This is a genomic window from Streptomyces sp. JHA26 (assembly GCF_002005565.1).
Taxonomy (GTDB): Bacteria; Actinomycetota; Actinomycetes; order Streptomycetales; family Streptomycetaceae; genus Streptomyces.
Map to the genome: position 1 here is coordinate 133,342 of NZ_BDJC01000004.1, position 18,417 is coordinate 151,758.

At 71.4% G+C, this 18,417-nt stretch carries 19 protein-coding genes and 1 tRNA gene; 18 read left to right on the plus strand and 2 right to left on the minus strand.

All coding sequences use genetic code 11. The features are described 5' to 3' along the window. Positions 1-60: 60 nt before the first annotated feature. The 8 genes from JHAT_RS03905 to JHAT_RS03940 all read left to right on the plus strand — a co-directional run bounded on the left by JHAT_RS03905 (position 61) and on the right by JHAT_RS03940 (position 4,558). Positions 61-690, plus strand: coding sequence for a DUF2637 domain-containing protein (locus tag JHAT_RS03905; protein ID WP_077796609.1), 630 nt, complete (start codon positions 61-63; stop codon positions 688-690). An 18-nt stretch (positions 691-708) separates the two neighbouring features. Next, positions 709-900: a hypothetical protein gene (locus JHAT_RS03910; protein ID WP_077796610.1), complete on the plus strand. Its 192-nt coding sequence runs from the start codon at positions 709-711 to the stop codon at positions 898-900. Continuing rightward, positions 900-1,091: a mobile element transfer protein gene (locus JHAT_RS03915; RefSeq protein WP_077796611.1), complete on the plus strand. Its 192-nt coding sequence runs from the start codon at positions 900-902 to the stop codon at positions 1,089-1,091. Before JHAT_RS03910 ends, JHAT_RS03915 begins: the two co-directional genes overlap by 1 nt. Before the next feature lie 10 nt (positions 1,092-1,101). Further along, positions 1,102-1,296 carry a hypothetical protein gene (locus tag JHAT_RS03920; protein WP_023588145.1) on the plus strand — a complete coding sequence of 65 codons (195 nt, stop codon included), beginning with the start codon at positions 1,102-1,104 and terminating at the stop codon, positions 1,294-1,296. Positions 1,297-1,310: 14 nt separating this feature from the next. Next, entirely contained in the window at positions 1,311-1,568 is a 258-nt protein-coding gene (locus tag JHAT_RS03925) for a SpdD protein (RefSeq protein ID WP_077796612.1), read from the plus strand. A 130-nt stretch (positions 1,569-1,698) separates the two neighbouring features. After that, the gene (locus JHAT_RS03930; protein ID WP_077796613.1) at positions 1,699-3,018 is read left to right on the plus strand and encodes a replication initiator; all 1,320 of its coding nucleotides are present in this window, start codon (positions 1,699-1,701) and stop codon (positions 3,016-3,018) included. Beyond that, positions 2,994-3,188: an AlpA family transcriptional regulator gene (locus JHAT_RS03935; protein WP_077796614.1), complete on the plus strand. Its 195-nt coding sequence runs from the start codon at positions 2,994-2,996 to the stop codon at positions 3,186-3,188. The genes JHAT_RS03930 and JHAT_RS03935 overlap by 25 nt, the downstream gene beginning before the upstream one ends. Next, entirely contained in the window at positions 3,185-4,558 is a 1,374-nt protein-coding gene (locus tag JHAT_RS03940; RefSeq protein ID WP_077796615.1) for a tyrosine-type recombinase/integrase, read from the plus strand. The genes JHAT_RS03935 and JHAT_RS03940 overlap by 4 nt, the downstream gene beginning before the upstream one ends. A 64-nt stretch (positions 4,559-4,622) precedes the next feature. On the opposite strand, the gene JHAT_RS03945 is transcribed toward JHAT_RS03940, so the two are convergent. Further along, positions 4,623-5,255, minus strand: coding sequence for a hypothetical protein (locus JHAT_RS03945; protein WP_253195394.1), 633 nt, complete (start codon positions 5,253-5,255; stop codon positions 4,623-4,625). 311 nt (positions 5,256-5,566) lie between these two features. Then, positions 5,567-5,638: transfer RNA gene (locus JHAT_RS03950), tRNA-Arg, on the minus strand. Between the two features lie 191 nt (positions 5,639-5,829). On the opposite strand from JHAT_RS03950, the gene JHAT_RS03955 reads away from it, so the two are divergent. The 10 genes from JHAT_RS03955 (at position 5,830) to prfA (ending at position 18,398) form a co-directional block, all read left to right on the plus strand. Further along, positions 5,830-6,318 (plus strand): response regulator, encoded by a 489-nt coding sequence (locus tag JHAT_RS03955; RefSeq protein ID WP_253195395.1) that lies wholly within the window; start codon positions 5,830-5,832, stop codon positions 6,316-6,318. Positions 6,319-6,412: 94 nt separating this feature from the next. Then, on the plus strand, positions 6,413-7,468 hold the full coding sequence (nrtL, locus tag JHAT_RS03960) for an ArgS-related anticodon-binding protein NrtL (RefSeq protein ID WP_077796617.1): 1,056 nt from the start codon (positions 6,413-6,415) through the stop codon (positions 7,466-7,468). An 18-nt stretch (positions 7,469-7,486) separates the two neighbouring features. Beyond that, positions 7,487-8,878, plus strand: a complete 1,392-nt coding sequence (lysA, locus tag JHAT_RS03965; RefSeq protein ID WP_077796618.1) for a diaminopimelate decarboxylase — start codon at positions 7,487-7,489, stop codon at positions 8,876-8,878. Between the two features lie 217 nt (positions 8,879-9,095). Then, the gene (locus tag JHAT_RS03970; protein WP_077796619.1) at positions 9,096-10,388 is read left to right on the plus strand and encodes a homoserine dehydrogenase; all 1,293 of its coding nucleotides are present in this window, start codon (positions 9,096-9,098) and stop codon (positions 10,386-10,388) included. A 6-nt stretch (positions 10,389-10,394) separates the two neighbouring features. Next, complete coding sequence (gene thrC, locus JHAT_RS03975; protein WP_077796620.1) at positions 10,395-11,453, plus strand: threonine synthase; 1,059 nt, start codon at positions 10,395-10,397, stop codon at positions 11,451-11,453. A 415-nt stretch (positions 11,454-11,868) separates the two neighbouring features. Then, positions 11,869-12,798, plus strand: a complete 930-nt coding sequence (gene thrB / locus JHAT_RS03980) for a homoserine kinase (protein WP_077796621.1) — start codon at positions 11,869-11,871, stop codon at positions 12,796-12,798. A 427-nt stretch (positions 12,799-13,225) separates the two neighbouring features. Next, on the plus strand, positions 13,226-15,283 hold the full coding sequence (rho, locus tag JHAT_RS03985) for a transcription termination factor Rho (RefSeq protein ID WP_077796622.1): 2,058 nt from the start codon (positions 13,226-13,228) through the stop codon (positions 15,281-15,283). 380 nt (positions 15,284-15,663) lie between these two features. After that, positions 15,664-16,809 (plus strand): LCP family protein, encoded by a 1,146-nt coding sequence (locus JHAT_RS03990; protein WP_077796623.1) that lies wholly within the window; start codon positions 15,664-15,666, stop codon positions 16,807-16,809. A gap of 181 nt (positions 16,810-16,990) precedes the next feature. After that, complete coding sequence (gene rpmE / locus JHAT_RS03995) at positions 16,991-17,215, plus strand: 50S ribosomal protein L31 (protein ID WP_019326867.1); 225 nt, start codon at positions 16,991-16,993, stop codon at positions 17,213-17,215. A gap of 106 nt (positions 17,216-17,321) precedes the next feature. Beyond that, on the plus strand, positions 17,322-18,398 hold the full coding sequence (gene prfA / locus JHAT_RS04000; protein WP_077796624.1) for a peptide chain release factor 1: 1,077 nt from the start codon (positions 17,322-17,324) through the stop codon (positions 18,396-18,398). The last annotated feature ends 19 nt before the right edge of the window (positions 18,399-18,417 follow it).

Sequence of the window (18,417 nt, forward strand, 5' to 3'; positions counted from 1 at the left end):
ACGGCCGTCCTGTGCCACGTCCCTACCCCTGCCATGCCCGGAACCGGAAGGAGCTGCGCCGTGCGTGCCCTGCCCGTCCGTATCGACGCCGTACTCGTCCAAGCACTGATCGCCGCCGCACTGTCCTTCGCCCACCTGCACGACCTGGCTGCGGCTGCCGGACAGCACGGCTGGAAGGCATGGGCCTACCCGGTCTCCGTCGACCTGCTGCTGGTGGCGGCCTGGCGGCGGCTGCGCTCCGGTGAGGCGAAAGCGGCCGGGTGGTGCTGGTTCCTCGTCGCCCTGACCGCCTCGCTCGGCGCCAACGTCGCCACCGCCGGGCTCCTCGACCTGAACGACGTACCGGACTGGCTGCGCATCCTCGTCGCCGGATGGCCTGCGATCGCCTTCCTCGGCGGGACGCTGCTCGCCCACGGAGCACCCGCGGACACTTCGACGGGGGAACGCGAGTCGGCCCCGGAGTCCATCGCGCCCGAAGCGCCTGTCTCCGCACCTGAGTTGCCCGCTGTGGAGCCGGAACCGGCTCCTCCCTCCACGACCCCGGTTCCGCCGGCGCTCGTCACGCTCGCGCGCAAGGTCGCCGACGAGCACCGCGCCCGGACCGGAGCGCCCATCGATACCTCGACCCTTCGCGCCCGGCTCGGTGTCCCGCTGCCGCTGGCCGAAGCCCTCTCCACCCACCTCACCTGACCCGGAGGACTTTCCCCCGTGCGACCGTCCACGCTCCGCGCGCTGAAGCGCGCCGCCGAGCTGACCCGACAGAACCGCCTCACCGAAGCCGTGCTCATCGCCGAACCCGTGATCCTCGCCGCCGACAGCTACGAGGGCGACGAGATCTTGCGCTGGCTGGCCGAGCACGTCACCGACTTCACCGGCGAAGACCCGAAGGAGACCCCCTGATGACCGCCAACCGCCGCTTCCGCCGCGTCGTCCGCGTCGGCCCCGTGCAGGTCGCCACCTACTACGACGGCCGCGGCAGCGAGAAGCACACCGCTGCCTGCACGGCCCCGCGCTGCGGCTTCGCCACGGACTACGACAGCCGCGCCGCCGCCGAACTGGCCGCCCGTACCCACCGCTGCACCGTCCGCTGAAGGAGCTCCCGTGACCGTCTCGCTGCCGCTCGTCTTCGTCCTGGGCGTCATCGCCTGGGCCGCGATCAAGTTCCTCGGCGTCCGGCTCTGGGTCGCCGTCGTGATCGCGCTCTTCGGCTTCTGGCTCTCCCACACCTTCCTCGCCCCCGCCATCGAGTCCGGCACCCGTTCCGGGGTCGACGTCGTCAACGGCACCCACGAGTGACAAGGAGATCCGCCGTGTTCCGCCCCAAGCTGCCCGATGTCCCGGCTCTGCCGACGACCACCGTCACGTCGCAGCACATGCAGGCCCCGGCTCCCTTGGCCGGTCGTCCGGTCGCCCCGTACGTGGGCGTCGGTGCCGGCGCGGTCGCCGCCGTGATCGTCGTCGGGATCGTGCTCACCGCGCTCCTGGCGGCCCTCGCCGTCTCGGCCGTGTCCGTGGCCCTCGCCGCCGTGGTCCTGCGCTCCCTCGTCAGCAGCACGCACCAGCGCTGACCGACCGCCGGGGCGGCAAACGCCGCCAAGCATCCCGCCGCCCCGGGGCCGTCCCTCCCAACCGTCACGACAGCCGAAAGGAACTCCCATCATCACCCGGCAGACTCCGCCCCCGCTGGCGGAACTCTCCATGCTGGCCTCGCTGGGCACCCTGCCCGAGCTGGCCCGCCAACTGTCCGGCCTGGGCGGCTGCACCCGCCCCGTCCGCCTCGACGGCCACCGCACCGAATACGCGGTGGACCGGACGACCGGCGAGATCGGCGGCGTCCTGCACCACCTGGACTCCGCCACCCTTCCGGCCGGTCAGCTCCTCGTCCGCTGCAACAACCGCCGCGCCACCCGGTGCGCGGCCTGCGCCGAAACCTACCGCCGCGACACCTACCACCTGATCACCGCAGGGCTCCGCGGCGGCAAGGGCACCCCCGAACGGGTCGCCACCCACCCGCGCGTCTTCGCCACCTTCACCGCCCCCGGCTTCGGCCCGGTCCACAACCGCCCCACTGGCGGGCGTCCCTGCCGCTGCGGCCTCCGCCACGACGACCAGGACCCGGCCCTGGGCACACCCCTCGACCCGGACACGTATGACTACGAAGCGGCCGTGCTGTGGAACGCGCACGCCGGGACCCTCTGGCAACGCTTCTCGATCTACCTCCGCCGGGAGGTCGCCAAGCGGGCCGGCCTCACCCAACGAGCCTTCCGCGACCATGCCCGGGTCTCCTTCGCCAAGGTGGCCGAGTACCAGAGGCGGGGCGCCGTCCACTTCCACGCGGTCATCCGCCTCGACGGCCCCGAGGGCGGCGAGACCGCGCCCCCGGCCTGGGCGACGGCCGAGCTGCTGACCGACGCCATCTGCGCTGCCGCCGCTGCCGCTCGCGTCGACGGCCCGGAGGTCGACGGCCGACGGCACACCTTCGTCTTCGGCCGACAGCTCGACGTCCGTACGATCCGGTCCACCGACTTCAACGACGGCCAAGACCTGACCGAGCGGGCCGTGGCGGCATACGTCGCCAAGTACGCCACCAAGGGCGCCGAGACGGCGACCGGCACTCTCGACCGGCCGATCCGCTTCCTCGCCGAGCTGGCCCAGGCAAGGATCACAGAACACCCCCGGCGCATGATCCGCACCGCCTGGACCCTGGGCGCACGCCCCGAGCTGGCAGACCTCCGCCTGCGGGCCTGGGCCCACATGCTCGGCTTCCGCGGCCACTTCTCCACCAAGTCCCGCCGCTACTCCACCACCCTCGGCGCCCTCCGGGACGCACGCGCCGACTGGCGCCGGGCCCAAGCGGCTCCGCCCGTCCCGCAGGACGGCGAAACCACGCTCGTCCTCGCCCACTGGGTCTTCGCCGGCACCGGCCTGTCCCGCGCCGAAGCCTGGCTCGCCGCATCCCTCGAACCCGCTCCCGGAACGGAAGGAGAACCGACATGGACGCCCGCCGCGATGAGCTGATGACTGTTCGCCAAGTCTTGAACGAGCTGGGCGGCGTTTCTCGCCGGACGTTCTACCGCTGGCGCGAGCTGGGACAGGGGCCGGCCGCATTCAAGCTTCCTAACGGTGAGCTTCGGGTCTGGCGCAGTGATTTCACCTCGTGGCTCCGGCAGTTGGAGGAGGCTGCGTGAAGTCTCTCGACGTCAAGGTCTGGGGCGTACGCAAGCGGGACACCAAGACTCCTTCGTACGGCGTCCGCTGGTCCGTCGCGGGCAACGTCTTCTCGGACTCGTTCCGTACCAAGGCGCTTGCTGATCACTACCGAGCGAAGCTCATGCGTGCCATGCGAGACGGCGAAGAGTTCGACACGGAAACTGGTCTTCCGGCCTCGATGGAGCAGAAGAAGTCGCCCCTGTCCTGGTACGACTTCGCCCTCAAGTACCTCGCGATGAAGTGGCCCCACGCTGCACCCAATACGCGAGACGGCATCAACGAAGCTCTCACCAGCGTGACCGTGGAGCTGCTCGTGGAGCGCGTAGGGCGGCCGTCCGACGAGGAGATCCGTAAGGCATTGCGCAACTGGGCCTTCGTGCTGCCAGGGCCGAACGATCGGGAAGTCCCGGATAACGTCCAGAACGTTCTGCACTGGGTGGCAAAGGCATCCCGTCCGCTTGCGGATCTCGCTGAACCGGCAACGGCCCGTGCGGTGCTCGACGGGCTGAAGCTGAAGCTCGACGGCACCGCGGCAGCCGCTGAGACCGTGCGGCGGAAGCGGCGGACACTCGTCAACGCTGCGAACTACGCGGTCGACCTGGGGGAGCTGCGGGAGAATCCGATCACGGCGGTTCGCTGGCAGAAGCCCAAGGTCTCGAACCAGGTCGATCCGCGCGTTGTCGCCAACCCGGAGCAGGCCCGCAATCTCCTGGCGGCAGTGTCCTATGTGGGCGGTTACCGGCGTGCTCGTGGTCGGCGTCTCGTCGGGTTGTTCGCGGCGATGTACTTCGGCGGCCTCCGGCCTGCTGAGGCGGTCGGCCTGGTCGAGACTGACCTCGTCCTCCCCGAGCAAGGCTGGGGATCGGCGCTGCTTCACCGGACTCGTCCTTCGGTCGGCAAGCAGTGGACCGACTCGGGGAAGACCCACGACGACCGCGGACTCAAGAATCGGCCGACAGAGGACGTTCGGCGCGTGCCTATTCCGCCCCAGCTCGTCGCTGTGCTGCGCGAGCACCTCGCCACGTTCGGCACGGCGGAAGACGGGCGGCTCTTCTTCAGTGAGAAGGGCTCGGTCGTCCCGTCCTCGACCTACTACCGCGTGTGGCAGGAGGCTCGGCTCCTGGCGTTCCCACCGCCCGTCGCGGCATCACCGCTCGCGAGTAGGCCGTACGACCTCCGGCACTCGGCGCTGTCGACGTGGCTCAACGCCGGAGTCGACCCCACCGAGGTTGCCGAACGCGCCGGCAACAGCGTTGAGGTCCTGCTGACCCGCTACGCGAAGTGCCTCGACGGACGGCAGGACGTCGCCAACCGACGTATCGAGGACCTGCTTCGCGAGTACGAGTGAATCCGCCTGAACGAGTTCGAGGCCCCTGGCACTGCGTCAGGGGCCTCGTCGTTTGCCCTGCGCGTCAACGTGGTCCGGCGACGTGGGAGCGCTCTGCTGCGAGTAGGCGCTCAAGGTCTTTTCTCGCGCTGTCGAGCGTGGTGAGTATCCGCATACGAGTCTGCTCGAAGTGGGGGTCGACTTCGACGCCGAGGTCATGTCGCAGGGTGACCCGTAGCAGGTACACACCATCGGACAGGGGGCCACTGAACCATGCCTTCGCGCGCTCATACGCCTCGTTGAGGTTGGGGCTGCTCGGCAACTGCTTGACGACTGAGTACCCAACTCCAAGTGCTCTGTTGAGCTTTGAGGTTACTTGCAGGACGTCCTTCGGCAGTGCCATCTGCGCCTGAGAGTACTGGTCGGCCCAGGCTTCCTTGGCGGCGTCGAGAACCGCCGGGTCGATACTTTCGCCGCGCTCGGCTGCTCGGACGGCATCTCGGGCAGCGACACGGTAGGCGCGAGCCGTTGTGTTCAAATCGGCGTAGAGATCGCGCTTGGCTTGCAGTACCTGCTCATGGCGCTCCTGCTCCCGTTCACGATCAGCACGCTCGTTTTGCTCTCGGCTGGCGCGCTGGCTGAGCACTGCCCCACCCAGAGTTCCGCCGAGCGTTCCTCCGACGCTGATGAGCGCGACGGCAAGCGTGGTCACATCCACGAGATCCCCCCAACTCGTCCACTTGGCTGCCCGCAGTCGGCGACTGAAGACGGCATGACAACCCCCTCAGTCACGCTGATGATCTTCACCCTCGGCGTATGGTCCAAGACCGGGACAGCGAGAAAGAGGAACAGCTCTGCCTGGCTCCAGGAAGCCTCTCTCACCTGCGGCGACGCTTCAAGATCCCGTCCACGGCTCGTCCACGGAGGTCGACATACGGCCGCTTCGAGCGACACACGCCTGCACATACGCGAAGACCCCGTTCTCAGCGTTTCCGCTGGTGACGGGGTCTTCGGGCACCTCGTGCAGGGTGCCCCCGGCAGGATTCGAACCTGCGCACACGGCTCCGGAGGCCGTTGCTCTATCCCCTGAGCTACGGGGGCGTGTCGGCCGGTGAGCTGTTGCTCGCGGCGACGGGTAGAACACTACCAGCTCGCCCGGGGTGGTCATGAACGGGTTTCCCGTCGGCGTCCCCTCCCCGTCCGGGGCGGAAGCGGAGTGCCGGCGTCAGGTGGTGAGGGGGCGATGTCCCCCGCGTGGGGTGGAAGTGGGGAAAACCCGGACGCGGTAGCCGGTGCGGACCTACTCTCGGGTTGTGCCTAGGGCGTCTGGCCGAGTTCTTGTTGTGGACGACAACAAGGTCATCCGGCAGCTGATCAGGGTCAATCTCGAGCTGGAGGGCTTCGAGGTCGTGACCGCGGCCGATGGTGTCGAGTGTCTGGAAGTGATCCATCAGGTGCGGCCCGACGCCGTCACGCTGGACGTGGTCATGCCGCGGCTGGACGGGCTCCGGACCGCCGCGCGGCTGCGTGCGGATCCCCGGACCCGGGACCTTCCCCTCGCCATCGTCAGTGCCACCTCCCAGTACGAGGTCGGCGCCGGAGGCGAAGGCGGTGCCGGTGTCGGTATCGGTGTCGACGGTGGTGTCGACGCCTTTCTGTCCAAGCCCTTCGAGCCCGCCGAGCTCGTCACCCTCGTACGGCGGTTGGTCGAGGGGCGGGGCGATGTCTTCAGGGGGGCCGGGGAGAGCGAGGCGTCCGCTCAGGCCGAGTCGGCCGGGTAGTCGCTCCGCGTGTTCCCCCGTGGGCCGTCCACATCCCGGGACTGCGGTCAAACGGGTTCGCCTACCCACCCCCCTCCTCCCCTACGCTTGACCCGTGACCCCCGTAGAGCTCTCCCGCACCGTGCTGCACGCGGTGCGTCGCGCCGTCGACGCGGGTGAGCTCGAGGTGGCCGTTCCCGAGCGGGCCGTGGTCGCTCCGCCGGGGCCCGGGGGGTGCGGCGACTACGCCACCACCATCGCCCTCCAGCTCGCCCGGTCGGCCGGGCAGCCGCCCCGCCGGGTCGCCGAGGTGCTGCGGCCGTATCTCGCGGACGCCGACGGCATCACGGACGTCGTCCTCACCGGGCCCGGGTTCCTCAACATCAGCCTCCACGGCACCGCCCCCGTCGCCCTCGTCGAGGAGATCCTGCGGCGCGGCACCCGCTACGGGTACGCCGACGGGCCCACCGGCCGGGTCGTGCAGCTGCACTGCCCCCACGACCTCCGTGCCGTGGTCGTCGCCGAGGCGGCCGCCCGCGTCCTCCGCTCCCAGGGCGCCCTCGTCCGCACGAGCTGCGCGGCCCCCCTCGCCCCCGAGTGGACCGCCGCCCTCGGCGTACGCGTCGACGCCGCCGGGCCGGCGCCCGCGGAGCTCGCCGTGACCGTCCGGCCCGTCCCCGCCCCCGGTGATCCCGACCCCCTCCGCCTCGGTCGCGACGCCGGCCGCTGGGCCCTGCTCCACCCCGCCCCCCACGACCGGCCCCGTACCGGCGACGAGCACCTCGTCCAGCGCGAGGGCAACCCGCTCTTCCGTGTCCGGTACGCCCACGCCCGCACCCGCGCGCTCACCCGGAACGCCGCCGACCTGGGGTTCACCGCCGAGCCCGCCCCCCTCGCGGCCGAGCCCGCCCCCCAGGACCTCCTCACCGCCCTCGCCGACCATCCCCGCGTCCTCGCCGCCGCGGCCGAGCACCGCGCCCCCGACCGGCTCGCCCGGCACCTCGTCGCCGTCGCCGACGCCGTGCTGCCCTTCCTGCCGGCCGTGCTCCCGCGCGGGGCGGAGAAACCCTCGGCCGCCCACCGCGCCCGGCTCGCGCTCGCCGAAGCCGCCGGGACGGTGCTGGCCGGCGGCCTGTCCCTGCTCGGTATCGACGCACCCGACCATCTCTGAGAGAGCCCTGAAGACGCCATGAGCCGTTCCGCACACCCCGCCGGGCCCCGTCACGCCGACGTCCTCCCCGAGGGGCACTACACCGCGCCGCCCGCCGACCTCAACGTCCTCGACCCCAAGGTCTGGGCCCGGACCGTCACCCGCGACGCGGACGGCGCCGTCACCGTCGGCGGGGTTCCCGTGACGCGGCTCGCCGAGGAGTACGGCACCCCCGCCTACGTCCTCGACGAGGCCGACTTCCGGGACCGGGCGCGGGCCTGGCGCACCGCCTTCGGTGCCGACGCCGACGTCTTCTACGCGGGCAAGGCCTTCCTGTCCCGGGCCGTGGTGCGGTGGCTGGAGGAGGAGGGGCTGAACCTCGACGTGTGCTCCGGGGGCGAGCTGGCCACCGCGCTCTCCGCCGGGATGCCGGCCGAGCGCATCGCCTTCCACGGCAACAACAAGAGCGTGCCGGAGATCCGGCGGGCCGTCGAGGCCGGGGTCGGACGGATCGTGCTCGACTCCTTCCAGGAGATCGTCCGCGTCGCCCACGTCGCGCAGGAGCTCGGCAGGCGCCAGCGCGTGCAGATCCGCATCACCGTCGGCGTCGAGGCCCATACGCACGAGTTCATCGCCACCGCCCACGAGGACCAGAAGTTCGGCATCCCGCTGGCCGGCGGGCAGGCCGCCGAGGCCGTGCGGCGGGCGCTGCAGCTCGACGGGCTCGAGGTCATCGGGATCCACTCCCACATCGGGTCGCAGATCTTCGACATGTCGGGCTTCGAGGTCGCCGCGCACCGCGTCGTCGGGCTGCTGAAGGACATCCGTGACGAGCACGGCGTCGAGCTGCCCGAGATCGACCTCGGCGGCGGCCTCGGGATCGCGTACACCAGCGACGACGACCCCCGCGAGCCGCACGAGATCGCCAAGGCGCTGACCGAGATCGTCACCAGGGAGTGCGAGGCCGCCCGGCTCACCACCCCGCGCATCTCCGTCGAGCCCGGGCGGGCCATCGTCGGGCCCACCGCCTTCACGCTCTACGAGGTCGGCACGATCAAGCCGCTGGAGGGGCTGCGCACGTACGTCTCCGTCGACGGCGGCATGTCGGACAACATCCGCACCGCGCTGTACGACGCCGAGTACAGCGTCGCCCTCGTCTCCCGCACCTCCGACGCGGAGCCCATGCTCGCCCGGGTCGTGGGCAAGCACTGCGAGAGCGGTGACATCGTGGTCAAGGACGCCTTCCTGCCGGGCGACCTGGCACCGGGCGACCTCATCGCCGTACCCGCCACCGGGGCGTACTGCCGGTCCATGGCCAGCAACTACAACCACGTGCTGCGGCCGCCGGTCGTCGCCGTGCGCGACGGCGAGGCGCGCGTCATCGTCCGGCGGGAGACGGAGGAGGACCTGCTGCGTCTCGACGTCGGATGAGACGTCGCACACGGGGCCGGGCCCCGTTGGGCACGGTCCCGCTGGTCACGACCCCGCTGGGCACGGCTCCGTCGGGCACGGATCCGGTGGAAGATCTTCCGTCCTCCACCCCCGCGAAAATGAAATAAATGTCTCACGATCCGGACGAATCGAAGAAAATCCCGTCCGGTGCATGAGACTGGTCCCACCGTAGAAGGTATGAAGGAAACGAGGTCGGATGATGCGTACGCGTCCGCTGAAGGTGGCGCTGCTGGGCTGCGGAGTGGTCGGCTCAGAGGTGGCGCGCATCATGACGACGCACGCCGACGACCTCGCCGCCCGCATCGGGGCCCCGGTGGAGCTCGCCGGGGTCGCCGTACGCCGGCCCGACCGGGTGCGTGAGGGCATCGACCCCGCCCTGGTCACCACCGACGCCACCGCCCTCGTCAAGCGCGGGGACATCGACGTGGTCGTCGAGGTCATCGGCGGCATCGAGCCCGCCCGGACCCTCATCACCACCGCCTTCGAGCACGGCGCCTCCGTCGTCTCCGCCAACAAGGCCCTCCTCGCCCAGGACGGCGCCGCGCTGCACGCCGCGGCGGACGCGAACGGCAAGGACCTCTACTACGAGGCCGCCGTCGCCGGCGCCATCCCGCTGATCCGTCCGTTGCGCGAGTCCCTCGCCGGCGACAAGGTCAACCGGGTCCTCGGCATCGTCAACGGGACGACCAACTTCATCCTCGACGCCATGGACACCACCGGCGCCGGGTACCAGGAGGCCCTCGACGAGGCCACCGCCCTCGGGTACGCCGAGGCCGACCCGACCGCCGACGTCGAGGGCTTCGACGCCGCGGCCAAGGCGGCCATCCTCGCCGGGATCGCCTTCCACACGCGCGTGCGCCTCGACGACGTCCACCGCGAGGGCATGACCGAGGTCACCGCCGCGGACTTCGCCTCCGCCAAGGAGATGGGCTGCACCATCAAGCTGCTCGCCATCTGCGAGCGGGCCGCGGACGGGGCGTCGGTCACCGCGCGCGTGCACCCCGCGATGATCCCGCTCAGCCACCCGCTGGCGAGCGTGCGCGGGGCCTACAACGCCGTCTTCGTGGAGTCCGAGGCCGCCGGACAGCTGATGTTCTACGGACCCGGCGCCGGCGGCGCCCCGACCGCGTCCGCCGTGCTCGGCGACCTCGTCGCCGTCTGCCGCAACCGGATCGGCGGCGCCACCGGCCCCGGCGAGTCCGCCTATGCCGCACTGCCCGTCTCGCCGATGGGCGACGTCGTCACGCGCTACCACATCAGCCTCGACGTCGCCGACAAACCGGGCGTCCTCGCCCAGGTGGCGACCGTGTTCGCCGAGCACGGTGTCTCCATCGACACCGTGCGGCAGTCGGGCAAGGACGGCGAGGCATCCCTCGTCGTCGTCACCCACCGAGCGTCCGACGCCGCCCTCGGCGGCACCGTCGAGGCGCTGCGCAAGCTCGACACCGTGCGGGGTGTCGCCAGCATCATGCGGGTTGAAGGAGAGTAACCAGCAATGACCCACCAGTGGCGCGGAATCATCGAGGAGTACCGGGACAGGCTGCCGGTCTCCGACAGCACGCCCGTCGTGACGCTCCGTGAGGGCGGCACGCCGCTCGTGCCCGCGCAGGTGCTCTCCGAGCGCACGGGCTGCGAGGTCCACCTCAAGGTGGAGGGCGCGAACCCGACCGGGTCCTTCAAGGACCGCGGCATGACCATGGCCATCAGCAAGGCCAAGGAGGAGGGCGCGCAGGCCGTCATCTGCGCCTCCACGGGCAACACGTCCGCCTCCGCCGCCGCGTACGGCGTGCGGGCCGGGATGGTCTCCGCCGTCCTCGTGCCGCAGGGCAAGATCGCGCTCGGCAAGATGGGCCAGGCCCTCGTGCACGGCGCGAAGATCCTCCAGGTCGACGGCAACTTCGACGACTGCCTCACGCTCGCTCGCGCGCTGAGCGACAACTACCCCGTGGCGCTGGTCAATTCGGTCAACCCGGTACGTATCGAGGGCCAGAAGACGGCCGCCTTCGAGATCGTGGACATGCTCGGCGACGCCCCCGACGTCCACGTCCTGCCGGTCGGCAACGCGGGCAACATCACCGCGTACTGGAAGGGCTACAAGGAGTACGCCGCGGACGGGGTCAGCACCCGCAAGCCCCGCATGTGGGGCTTCCAGGCCTCCGGCAGCGCCCCGATCGTGCGCGGCGAGGTCGTCAAGGACCCGTCGACCATCGCCACCGCCATCCGCATCGGCAACCCCGCCTCGTGGGACTTCGCGCTCGCCGCGCGGGACGAGTCCGGTGGTGCCATCGACGAGGTGACGGACCGTGAGATCCTGCGCGCCTACCGGCTGTTGGCCTCCCAGGAGGGCGTCTTCGTCGAGCCCGCGTCCGCCGCGTCGGTGGCCGGTCTGCTGAAGGCCGCCGAGCAGGGCAAGGTCGACCCGGGCCAGCGCATCGTGTGCACCGTCACCGGCAACGGACTGAAGGACCCGGACTGGGCCGTCGCCGGCGCCCCCCAGCCCGTCACCGTCCCGGTCGACGCGGCCACCGCGGCCGAGCGCCTCGGCCTCGTCTGAGAACGCGCCCGACCCCTCGGCGCCCGGGGTGCCCGGCCGCCGAGGGGGTGGGCGCCCCGGGCGGGGCGGTCCCGGCCGCCCCGCCGACGGCAGAACGCGCCGTTCCCACCGGCGCGAACGGGCGTAAGCGACGTCCAGCCGGGAAGGCCCTTGACGGGGGGTGCACAGGGGGCTTACGACACGCATCGTGCGCCTCCCGTGCGCCCTATGTCGCCACAGAACCTTCCTTCGATAGGCTGTACTGAACCCGCCCGCCGCATATGCCGCGGTACCGCGCTGTCTCCGCGGTCGGCACGCGGCAGCGGTGCGGTCGCCCGTCCGGCAGGAGGCGGCGGCCCCGAGAGGTCCTGTTCGTCACCGAATGCCGATCGAACGTCATTCGACAACCACGCAGCTCAAGGAGAGTCATCGAGCGATGGCCGGTCCCGCCTTCCGCGCCGCCGCCGTCCGGGTGCGCGTCCCCGCCACCAGCGCCAACCTCGGCCCGGGCTTCGACGCCTTCGGCCTCGCGCTGGGCTTGTACGACGACGTGGTCGTCCGGGTGGCCGACTCCGGGCTGCACATCGACATCGCGGGTGAAGGCAGCGAGACGCTGCCGCGCGACGAGAAGCACCTCCTCGTACGCTCCCTGCGCACCGCCTTCGACCTCCTCGGCGGACAGCCGCGCGGCCTGGAGATCGTCTGCGCCAACCGCATCCCGCACGGCCGCGGCCTCGGTTCCTCCTCCGCCGCCATCTGCGCCGGCATCGTCGCCGCCCGCGCGGTGACCATAGGCGGCGAGTCCCGCCTCGACACCGCCGCGCTGCTCGACCTCGCCACCGAGATCGAGGGCCACCCCGACAACGTGGCGGCCTGCCTGCTGGGCGGCTTCACCCTGTCGTGGATGGAGGCCGGCGCCGCCCGGGCGATCAGGATGGAGCCCGCCGGTTCCATCGTTCCGGTGGTTTTCGTGCCCGGGAAGCCGGTCCTGACGGAGACCGCGCGCGGTCTGCTCCCGCGCACCGTGCCGCACGTCGACGCCGCCGCCAACGCGGGCCGGGCCGCCCTGCTCGTCGAGGCCCTGACCAGGCGCCCCGAGCTGCTGCTGCCGGCCACCGAGGACCGCCTCCACCAGGAGTACCGCGCGCCGGCCATGCCGGAGAGCGCCGCGCTGGTGGAGCGGCTGCGCGGCGACGGCATCCCGGCGGTCATCTCCGGTGCCGGCCCCACGGTGATGGCGCTGGCCGACGCCGGCACGGCCGACAAGGTCGAGGCGCTGGCGGGCGCGGACTGGGCGGCCAACCGGCTGAGCCTGGACCAGCAGGGCGCCGTCGTCCTGCCACTGGCGACCTCCGGCGACATTTAGGCGCGTACGGTTGCCGATTCGAGAGGGGGAATGTTTGTTGGATCCGGTAGTGTTAATCTCAAGTCTGCACCCGACCCCACCATGGCGAGGTGCCTCGTGTCCCCGTCCGGGACAGACATTCTTCCGGGAGCCCCCCAAGCCGCATTGTGTGCTCGACGTCGTACGTCATCGGTACGGCCGACACGGACACTGAGCGGCCCACCGGTGGGGGTACCCCCTCCGGGGGAGCTTCGGAACCGGTGCGACCACACCGCGTGACACCGACACCGGGTGCCACGGCCAGGGGAAGCGCCATCACCAGATATTTCCTCCGCCGATTCGGCGGACCACCGCCCCGGCACGGTTCACACAGCAAGGACCGAAGCCGGACAGCACAACCGGTCGCCGAGCCAGACAGGCCGACGTCCGCTCCAGGGAAGGACCCTTCGTGAGCGACACCACCGATCTGATGGGCGCACGTGTCGAGGAGACCGCTGCCGCGCCCGCCACGGACGCCTCCGCGCCTGCCACCGGTGCCGGCTCCCGGCGGCGCCGCGGTACCGGCCTCGAGGGCATGGTGCTGGCCGAACTGCAGCAGGTCGCCTCGGGCCTCGGCATCAGGGGCACCGCGCGGATGCGCAAGAGCCAGCTGATCGAGGTCATCAAGGAAGCGCAGGCCGCGGGGGGAGCCCCCGCCAAGGCCGCGCCCGCCGCGGACGCCGCCGGCGAGACCAAGCCGAAGCGCCGCGCCACCTCCCGGACCCGTACGGGCGACGAGGGCACCGCCGAGAAGGCGGAGAAGGCCGGCAAGGCCGAGAAGAGGGCGGACCGGACGGCCGCCGACAAGGCCGTGGCCCAGCAGCAGATCGAGATCCCCGGTCAGCCCTCCCCGAAGGCGTCGGCCGCCGCCGACCAGTCGGGTGCCCCCTCCGACGACGCCCCCTCCGAGCGCCGCCGCCGCCGGGCCACCGCCGACGCCGGAAGCCCGGCCGCCGCCGACACGGCCGCCGCCGAGGTCAGGAGCGAGCCGAGGAACGACTCCTCCGCGCAGCAGCAGTCCCAGGGCCAGCAGCAGGGCGACGGGCGGGGCGACGCCGGTGACGGCGCCGAGGGCCGCCGCCGCGACCGCCGTGACCGCGACCGCGACCGCGGGCGTGACCGCGACCGCCGCGGCAAGGGCGACGACCAGCAGCAGAACCAGGGCGGCGGTCAGCGCCAGCAGCAGGGCGGCGGGCGCCAGGACCGCCAGCAGCAGGACGACGACGACTTCGACGGCGGCCGCCGTGGCCGTCGCGGCCGCTACCGCGACCGCCGTGGCCGTCGTGGGCGCGACGAGATCCAGCAGGAGCCGCAGATCAACGAGGACGACGTCCTCATCCCGGTCGCCGGCATCCTCGACATCCTCGACAACTACGCGTTCATCCGGACCTCCGGCTACCTGCCCGGCCCCAACGACGTGTACGTCTCCCTCGCCCAGGTCCGCAAGAACGGCCTGCGCAAGGGCGACCACATCACCGGTGCCGTGCGCCAGCCCAAGGAGGGCGAGCGCCGCGAGAAGTTCAACGCGCTGGTCCGCCTGGACTCCGTCAACGGCATGGCGCCCGAACACGGCCGCGGACGGCCGGAGTTCAACAAGCTGACGCCGCTGTACCCGCAGGACCGCCTCCGTCTGGAGACGGACCCCGGCGTCCTCACCACCCGCATCATCGACCTCGTCTCGCCCATCGGCAAGGGCCAGCGCGGTCTGATCGTGGCCCCGCCGAAGACCGGCAAGACCATGATCATGCAGGCGGTCGCCAACGCGATCACCCACAACAACCCCGAGTGCCACCTGATGGTCGTCCTCGTCGACGAGCGTCCGGAAGAGGTCACCGACATGCAGCGGTCGGTGAAGGGCGAGGTCATCTCCTCGACCTTCGACCGCCCGGCCGAGGACCACACCACGGTCGCCGAGCTCGCCATCGAGCGCGCCAAGCGCCTGGTGGAGCTGGGCCACGACGTCGTCGTGCTGCTCGACTCGATCACGCGTCTGGGCCGTGCGTACAACCTCGCCGCCCCGGCCTCCGGCCGCATCCTGTCCGGTGGTGTCGACTCGACCGCCCTGTACCCGCCGAAGCGCTTCTTCGGTGCGGCCCGCAACATCGAGGACGGCGGCTCGCTGACCATCCTCGCCACCGCCCTGGTGGACACCGGGTCCCGCATGGACGAGGTGATCTTCGAGGAGTTCAAGGGCACCGGCAACATGGAGCTCAAGCTCGACCGCAAGCTCGCCGACAAGCGCATCTTCCCGGCGGTGGACGTGGACGCGTCCGGCACCCGCAAGGAGGAGATCCTGCTCGGCAGCGACGAGCTGGCCATCGTCTGGAAGCTGCGCCGGGTGCTGCACGCGCTCGACTCGCAGCAGGCGATCGAACTGCTCCTCGACAAGATGAAGCAGACCAAGTCGAACGCCGAGTTCCTGCTGCAGATCCAGAAGACGACCCCGACGCCGGGCAACGGCGACTGACGTCTTCGCACCTCCACCGGGCCGCCCCCGTCACACCCGTGACGGGGGCGGCCCTGTGCGTTGCCCCGGACGGGGCACGGCCGTGCCCCCCGGCGGGGCCGGCACCGCGATCTTCGCCACAGCCGTGAGGACCGGCCGCGGTCTCGGCCGGTCCGACGGCATCGGCCGAAACCGCAGGTGACCGCGGAGATCGCGGCCGGTCCGGACACGCTGCGTGCCCGGCGCGCCACACGTCGGTCACAGAGTGCTGTGCAACCCTGTCCCGAGTTCCGCCGTCCGACACACGGAGGGACGATGGTGGGGAAACGGCGGCGAACCGCCGCGACCGCACCGACCCCGAGCGCAGGGGGTAATCCGACCGGACGAGAACCGAGGAGCACATGTCCGCCGAGAGCACGCCGGATCCCGCCATACCCGGTCCCGGAGGGTCCCGCGCCGACGGGTCCCGCCGCCGGAGCAAGGGGCGCCGCCGCAAGCCCCGCGCCAGACGTCGCAGGGCGCTCCTCGTCATGGCCTGGACCGCCGCGGGCATCGTGGTCCTGGGCGGCACCGGCGCCGGAGTCCTGTACTTCAAGCTCAACGGCAACCTCACCAGCGTCGACATCGACCAGGTCCTCGGCGCCGACCGGCCCGAGAAGGCCGACGACGGCTCCGAGAACATCCTCGTGCTCGGCTCGGACACCCGCTCCGGCGGCAACAAGCAGCTCGGCGGCGGCACCGACGACGGCAGCGCCCGCTCCGACACGGCGATGGTCGTGCACGTCCACAAGGGCCACAAGAAGGCCAGCGTGGTCTCCATCCCCCGCGACACCCTCGTCGACCGGCCCGAGTGCACCGGCACCGACGGCGGCGAGCACCCCGCCGCGACCGACGTGATGTTCAACTCCGCCTACTCCACCGGCGGCGCCGCCTGCGCCGTGAAGACCGTGGAGACACTCAGCGGGCTGCGCATGGACCACTACCTCGAGGTCGACTTCAGCGGCTTCCAGCAGCTCGTCGACGACCTCGGCGGCGTCGAGGTCACCACCACCGAGGACATCCGGGACCCCGACAGCCACCTCGACCTGAAGGCCGGCACCCACCGGCTCGACGGCGAGCAGTCCCTCGGCCTGGTCCGCACCCGGCACGGCGTCGGCGACGGCTCCGACCTGGGCCGCATCCAGCTCCAGCAGGCCTTCGTCAAGGCCCTGCTCCAGCAGGTCCGGGACATCGGCCTGCTCGGCAACCCCAAGAAGCTGTACGACATCGCCGACACCGCCACCAAGACCGTCACCACCGACTCCGACCTGGGCTCGGTGAACTCCCTGATGTCCTTCGCGAGCGGCCTGAAGGGCATCGGCCCCACCGGCATGCACATGATCACCATGCCGGTGGTCTACGACCCCGCCGACGGCAACCGCGTCCTCGTGGAGGAGGTCAAGGCCCGGCAGGTGTGGGACGCGCTGAGGAACGACCGGCCGATCCCGGCGGGCGTGACCCAGGACACCGCCACCGGCGGGGCCGAGGGCGTCGTGTCGGGGTCCTGAGCCCCCCGGCGCTCCGGGGGCGCCTCCGCCCCGAGGGCGCCCCCGCCCCGGGGGAATAGATCCCCCCGCCCCCCGGTTTTGGGAGATGCGGCCGGTCCTGGCAGACTGGTACGTCGGCCCCGGTTCACGCTCCCGCATCCCGCGGTGGCGACCCGGAGCCCTCCCGAACCTAGGAGACACCTTGAAGCGCGACATCCACCCCGAGTACGTCGAGACGCAGGTCAGCTGCACCTGTGGCGCGTCGTTCACCACCCGCAGCACCATCGAGTCCGGCACCATCCGGGCCGAGGTCTGCTCCGAGTGCCACCCGTTCTACACGGGCAAGCAGAAGATCCTCGACACCGGTGGCCGCGTGGCCCGCTTCGAGGCCCGCTTCGGCAAGGCTGCCGCCGGCTCCAAGAAGTAGCGAGCCCCAATCGCCGGTCCACGGCCGCGACCCCAGCCGGGGGAGCGCCGGGACCGGCGTTTTTGGTCGCCCGCCTTCCCCTTCACCGCAGTAGCAGGAGCCCAAGATGTTCGAGGCCGTCGAGGAACTCGTCGCCGAGCACGCCGACCTGGAGAAGAAGCTCGCCGACCCGTCGGTCCACTCCGACCAGGCCAACGCGCGCAAGCTGAACAAGCGTTACGCCGAGCTCACCCCGATCGTCGCCACGTACCGCTCCTGGAAGCAGACCGGCGACGACATCGAGACCGCGCGCGAACTCGCCGCCGACGATCCGGACTTCGCCGCCGAGGTCAAGGAGCTCGACAAGCAGCGCGAGGAGCTCACCGAGAAGCTCCGCCTGCTGCTCGTCCCGCGCGACCCCAGCGACGACAAGGACGTCATCCTGGAGATCAAGGCCGGTGCGGGCGGCGACGAGTCGGCCCTGTTCGCCGGCGACCTGCTGCGCATGTACCTGCGCTACGCCGAGCGGGTCGGCTGGAAGACCGAGATCATCGACGCCACCGAGTCCGAGCTGGGCGGCTACAAGGACGTCCAGGTCGCCGTGAAGACCAAGGGCGGCCAGGGCGCCACCGAGCCCGGCCAGGGCGTCTGGGCGCGCCTGAAGTACGAGGGCGGCGTGCACCGCGTGCAGCGCGTGCCCGCGACCGAGTCCCAGGGGCGCATCCACACCTCCGCGGCCGGCGTGCTCGTCACGCCCGAGGCCGAGGAGATCGACGTCGAGATCAACCCCAACGACCTGCGCATCGACGTCTACCGGTCCTCCGGCCCCGGCGGTCAGTCCGTCAACACCACCGACTCCGCCGTGCGCATCACGCACATCCCGACCGGGGTCGTCGCCTCCTGCCAGAACGAGAAGAGCCAGCTGCAGAACAAGGAGCAGGCGATGCGTATCCTGCGCTCCAGGCTGCTCGCGGCGGCGCAGGAGGAGGCGGAGAGGGAGGCCGCGGACGCCCGGCGCAGCCAGGTCCGCACCGTCGACCGCTCCGAGAAGATCCGCACGTACAACTTCCCGGAGAACCGCATCTCGGACCACCGCGTCGGCTTCAAGGCGTACAACCTGGACCAGGTCCTGGACGGCGACCTCGACTCGGTGATCCAGGCCTGCGTCGACGCGGACTCGGCGGCCAAGCTCGCCGCCGCGTAGGCACCGCCGCCCCCACCCG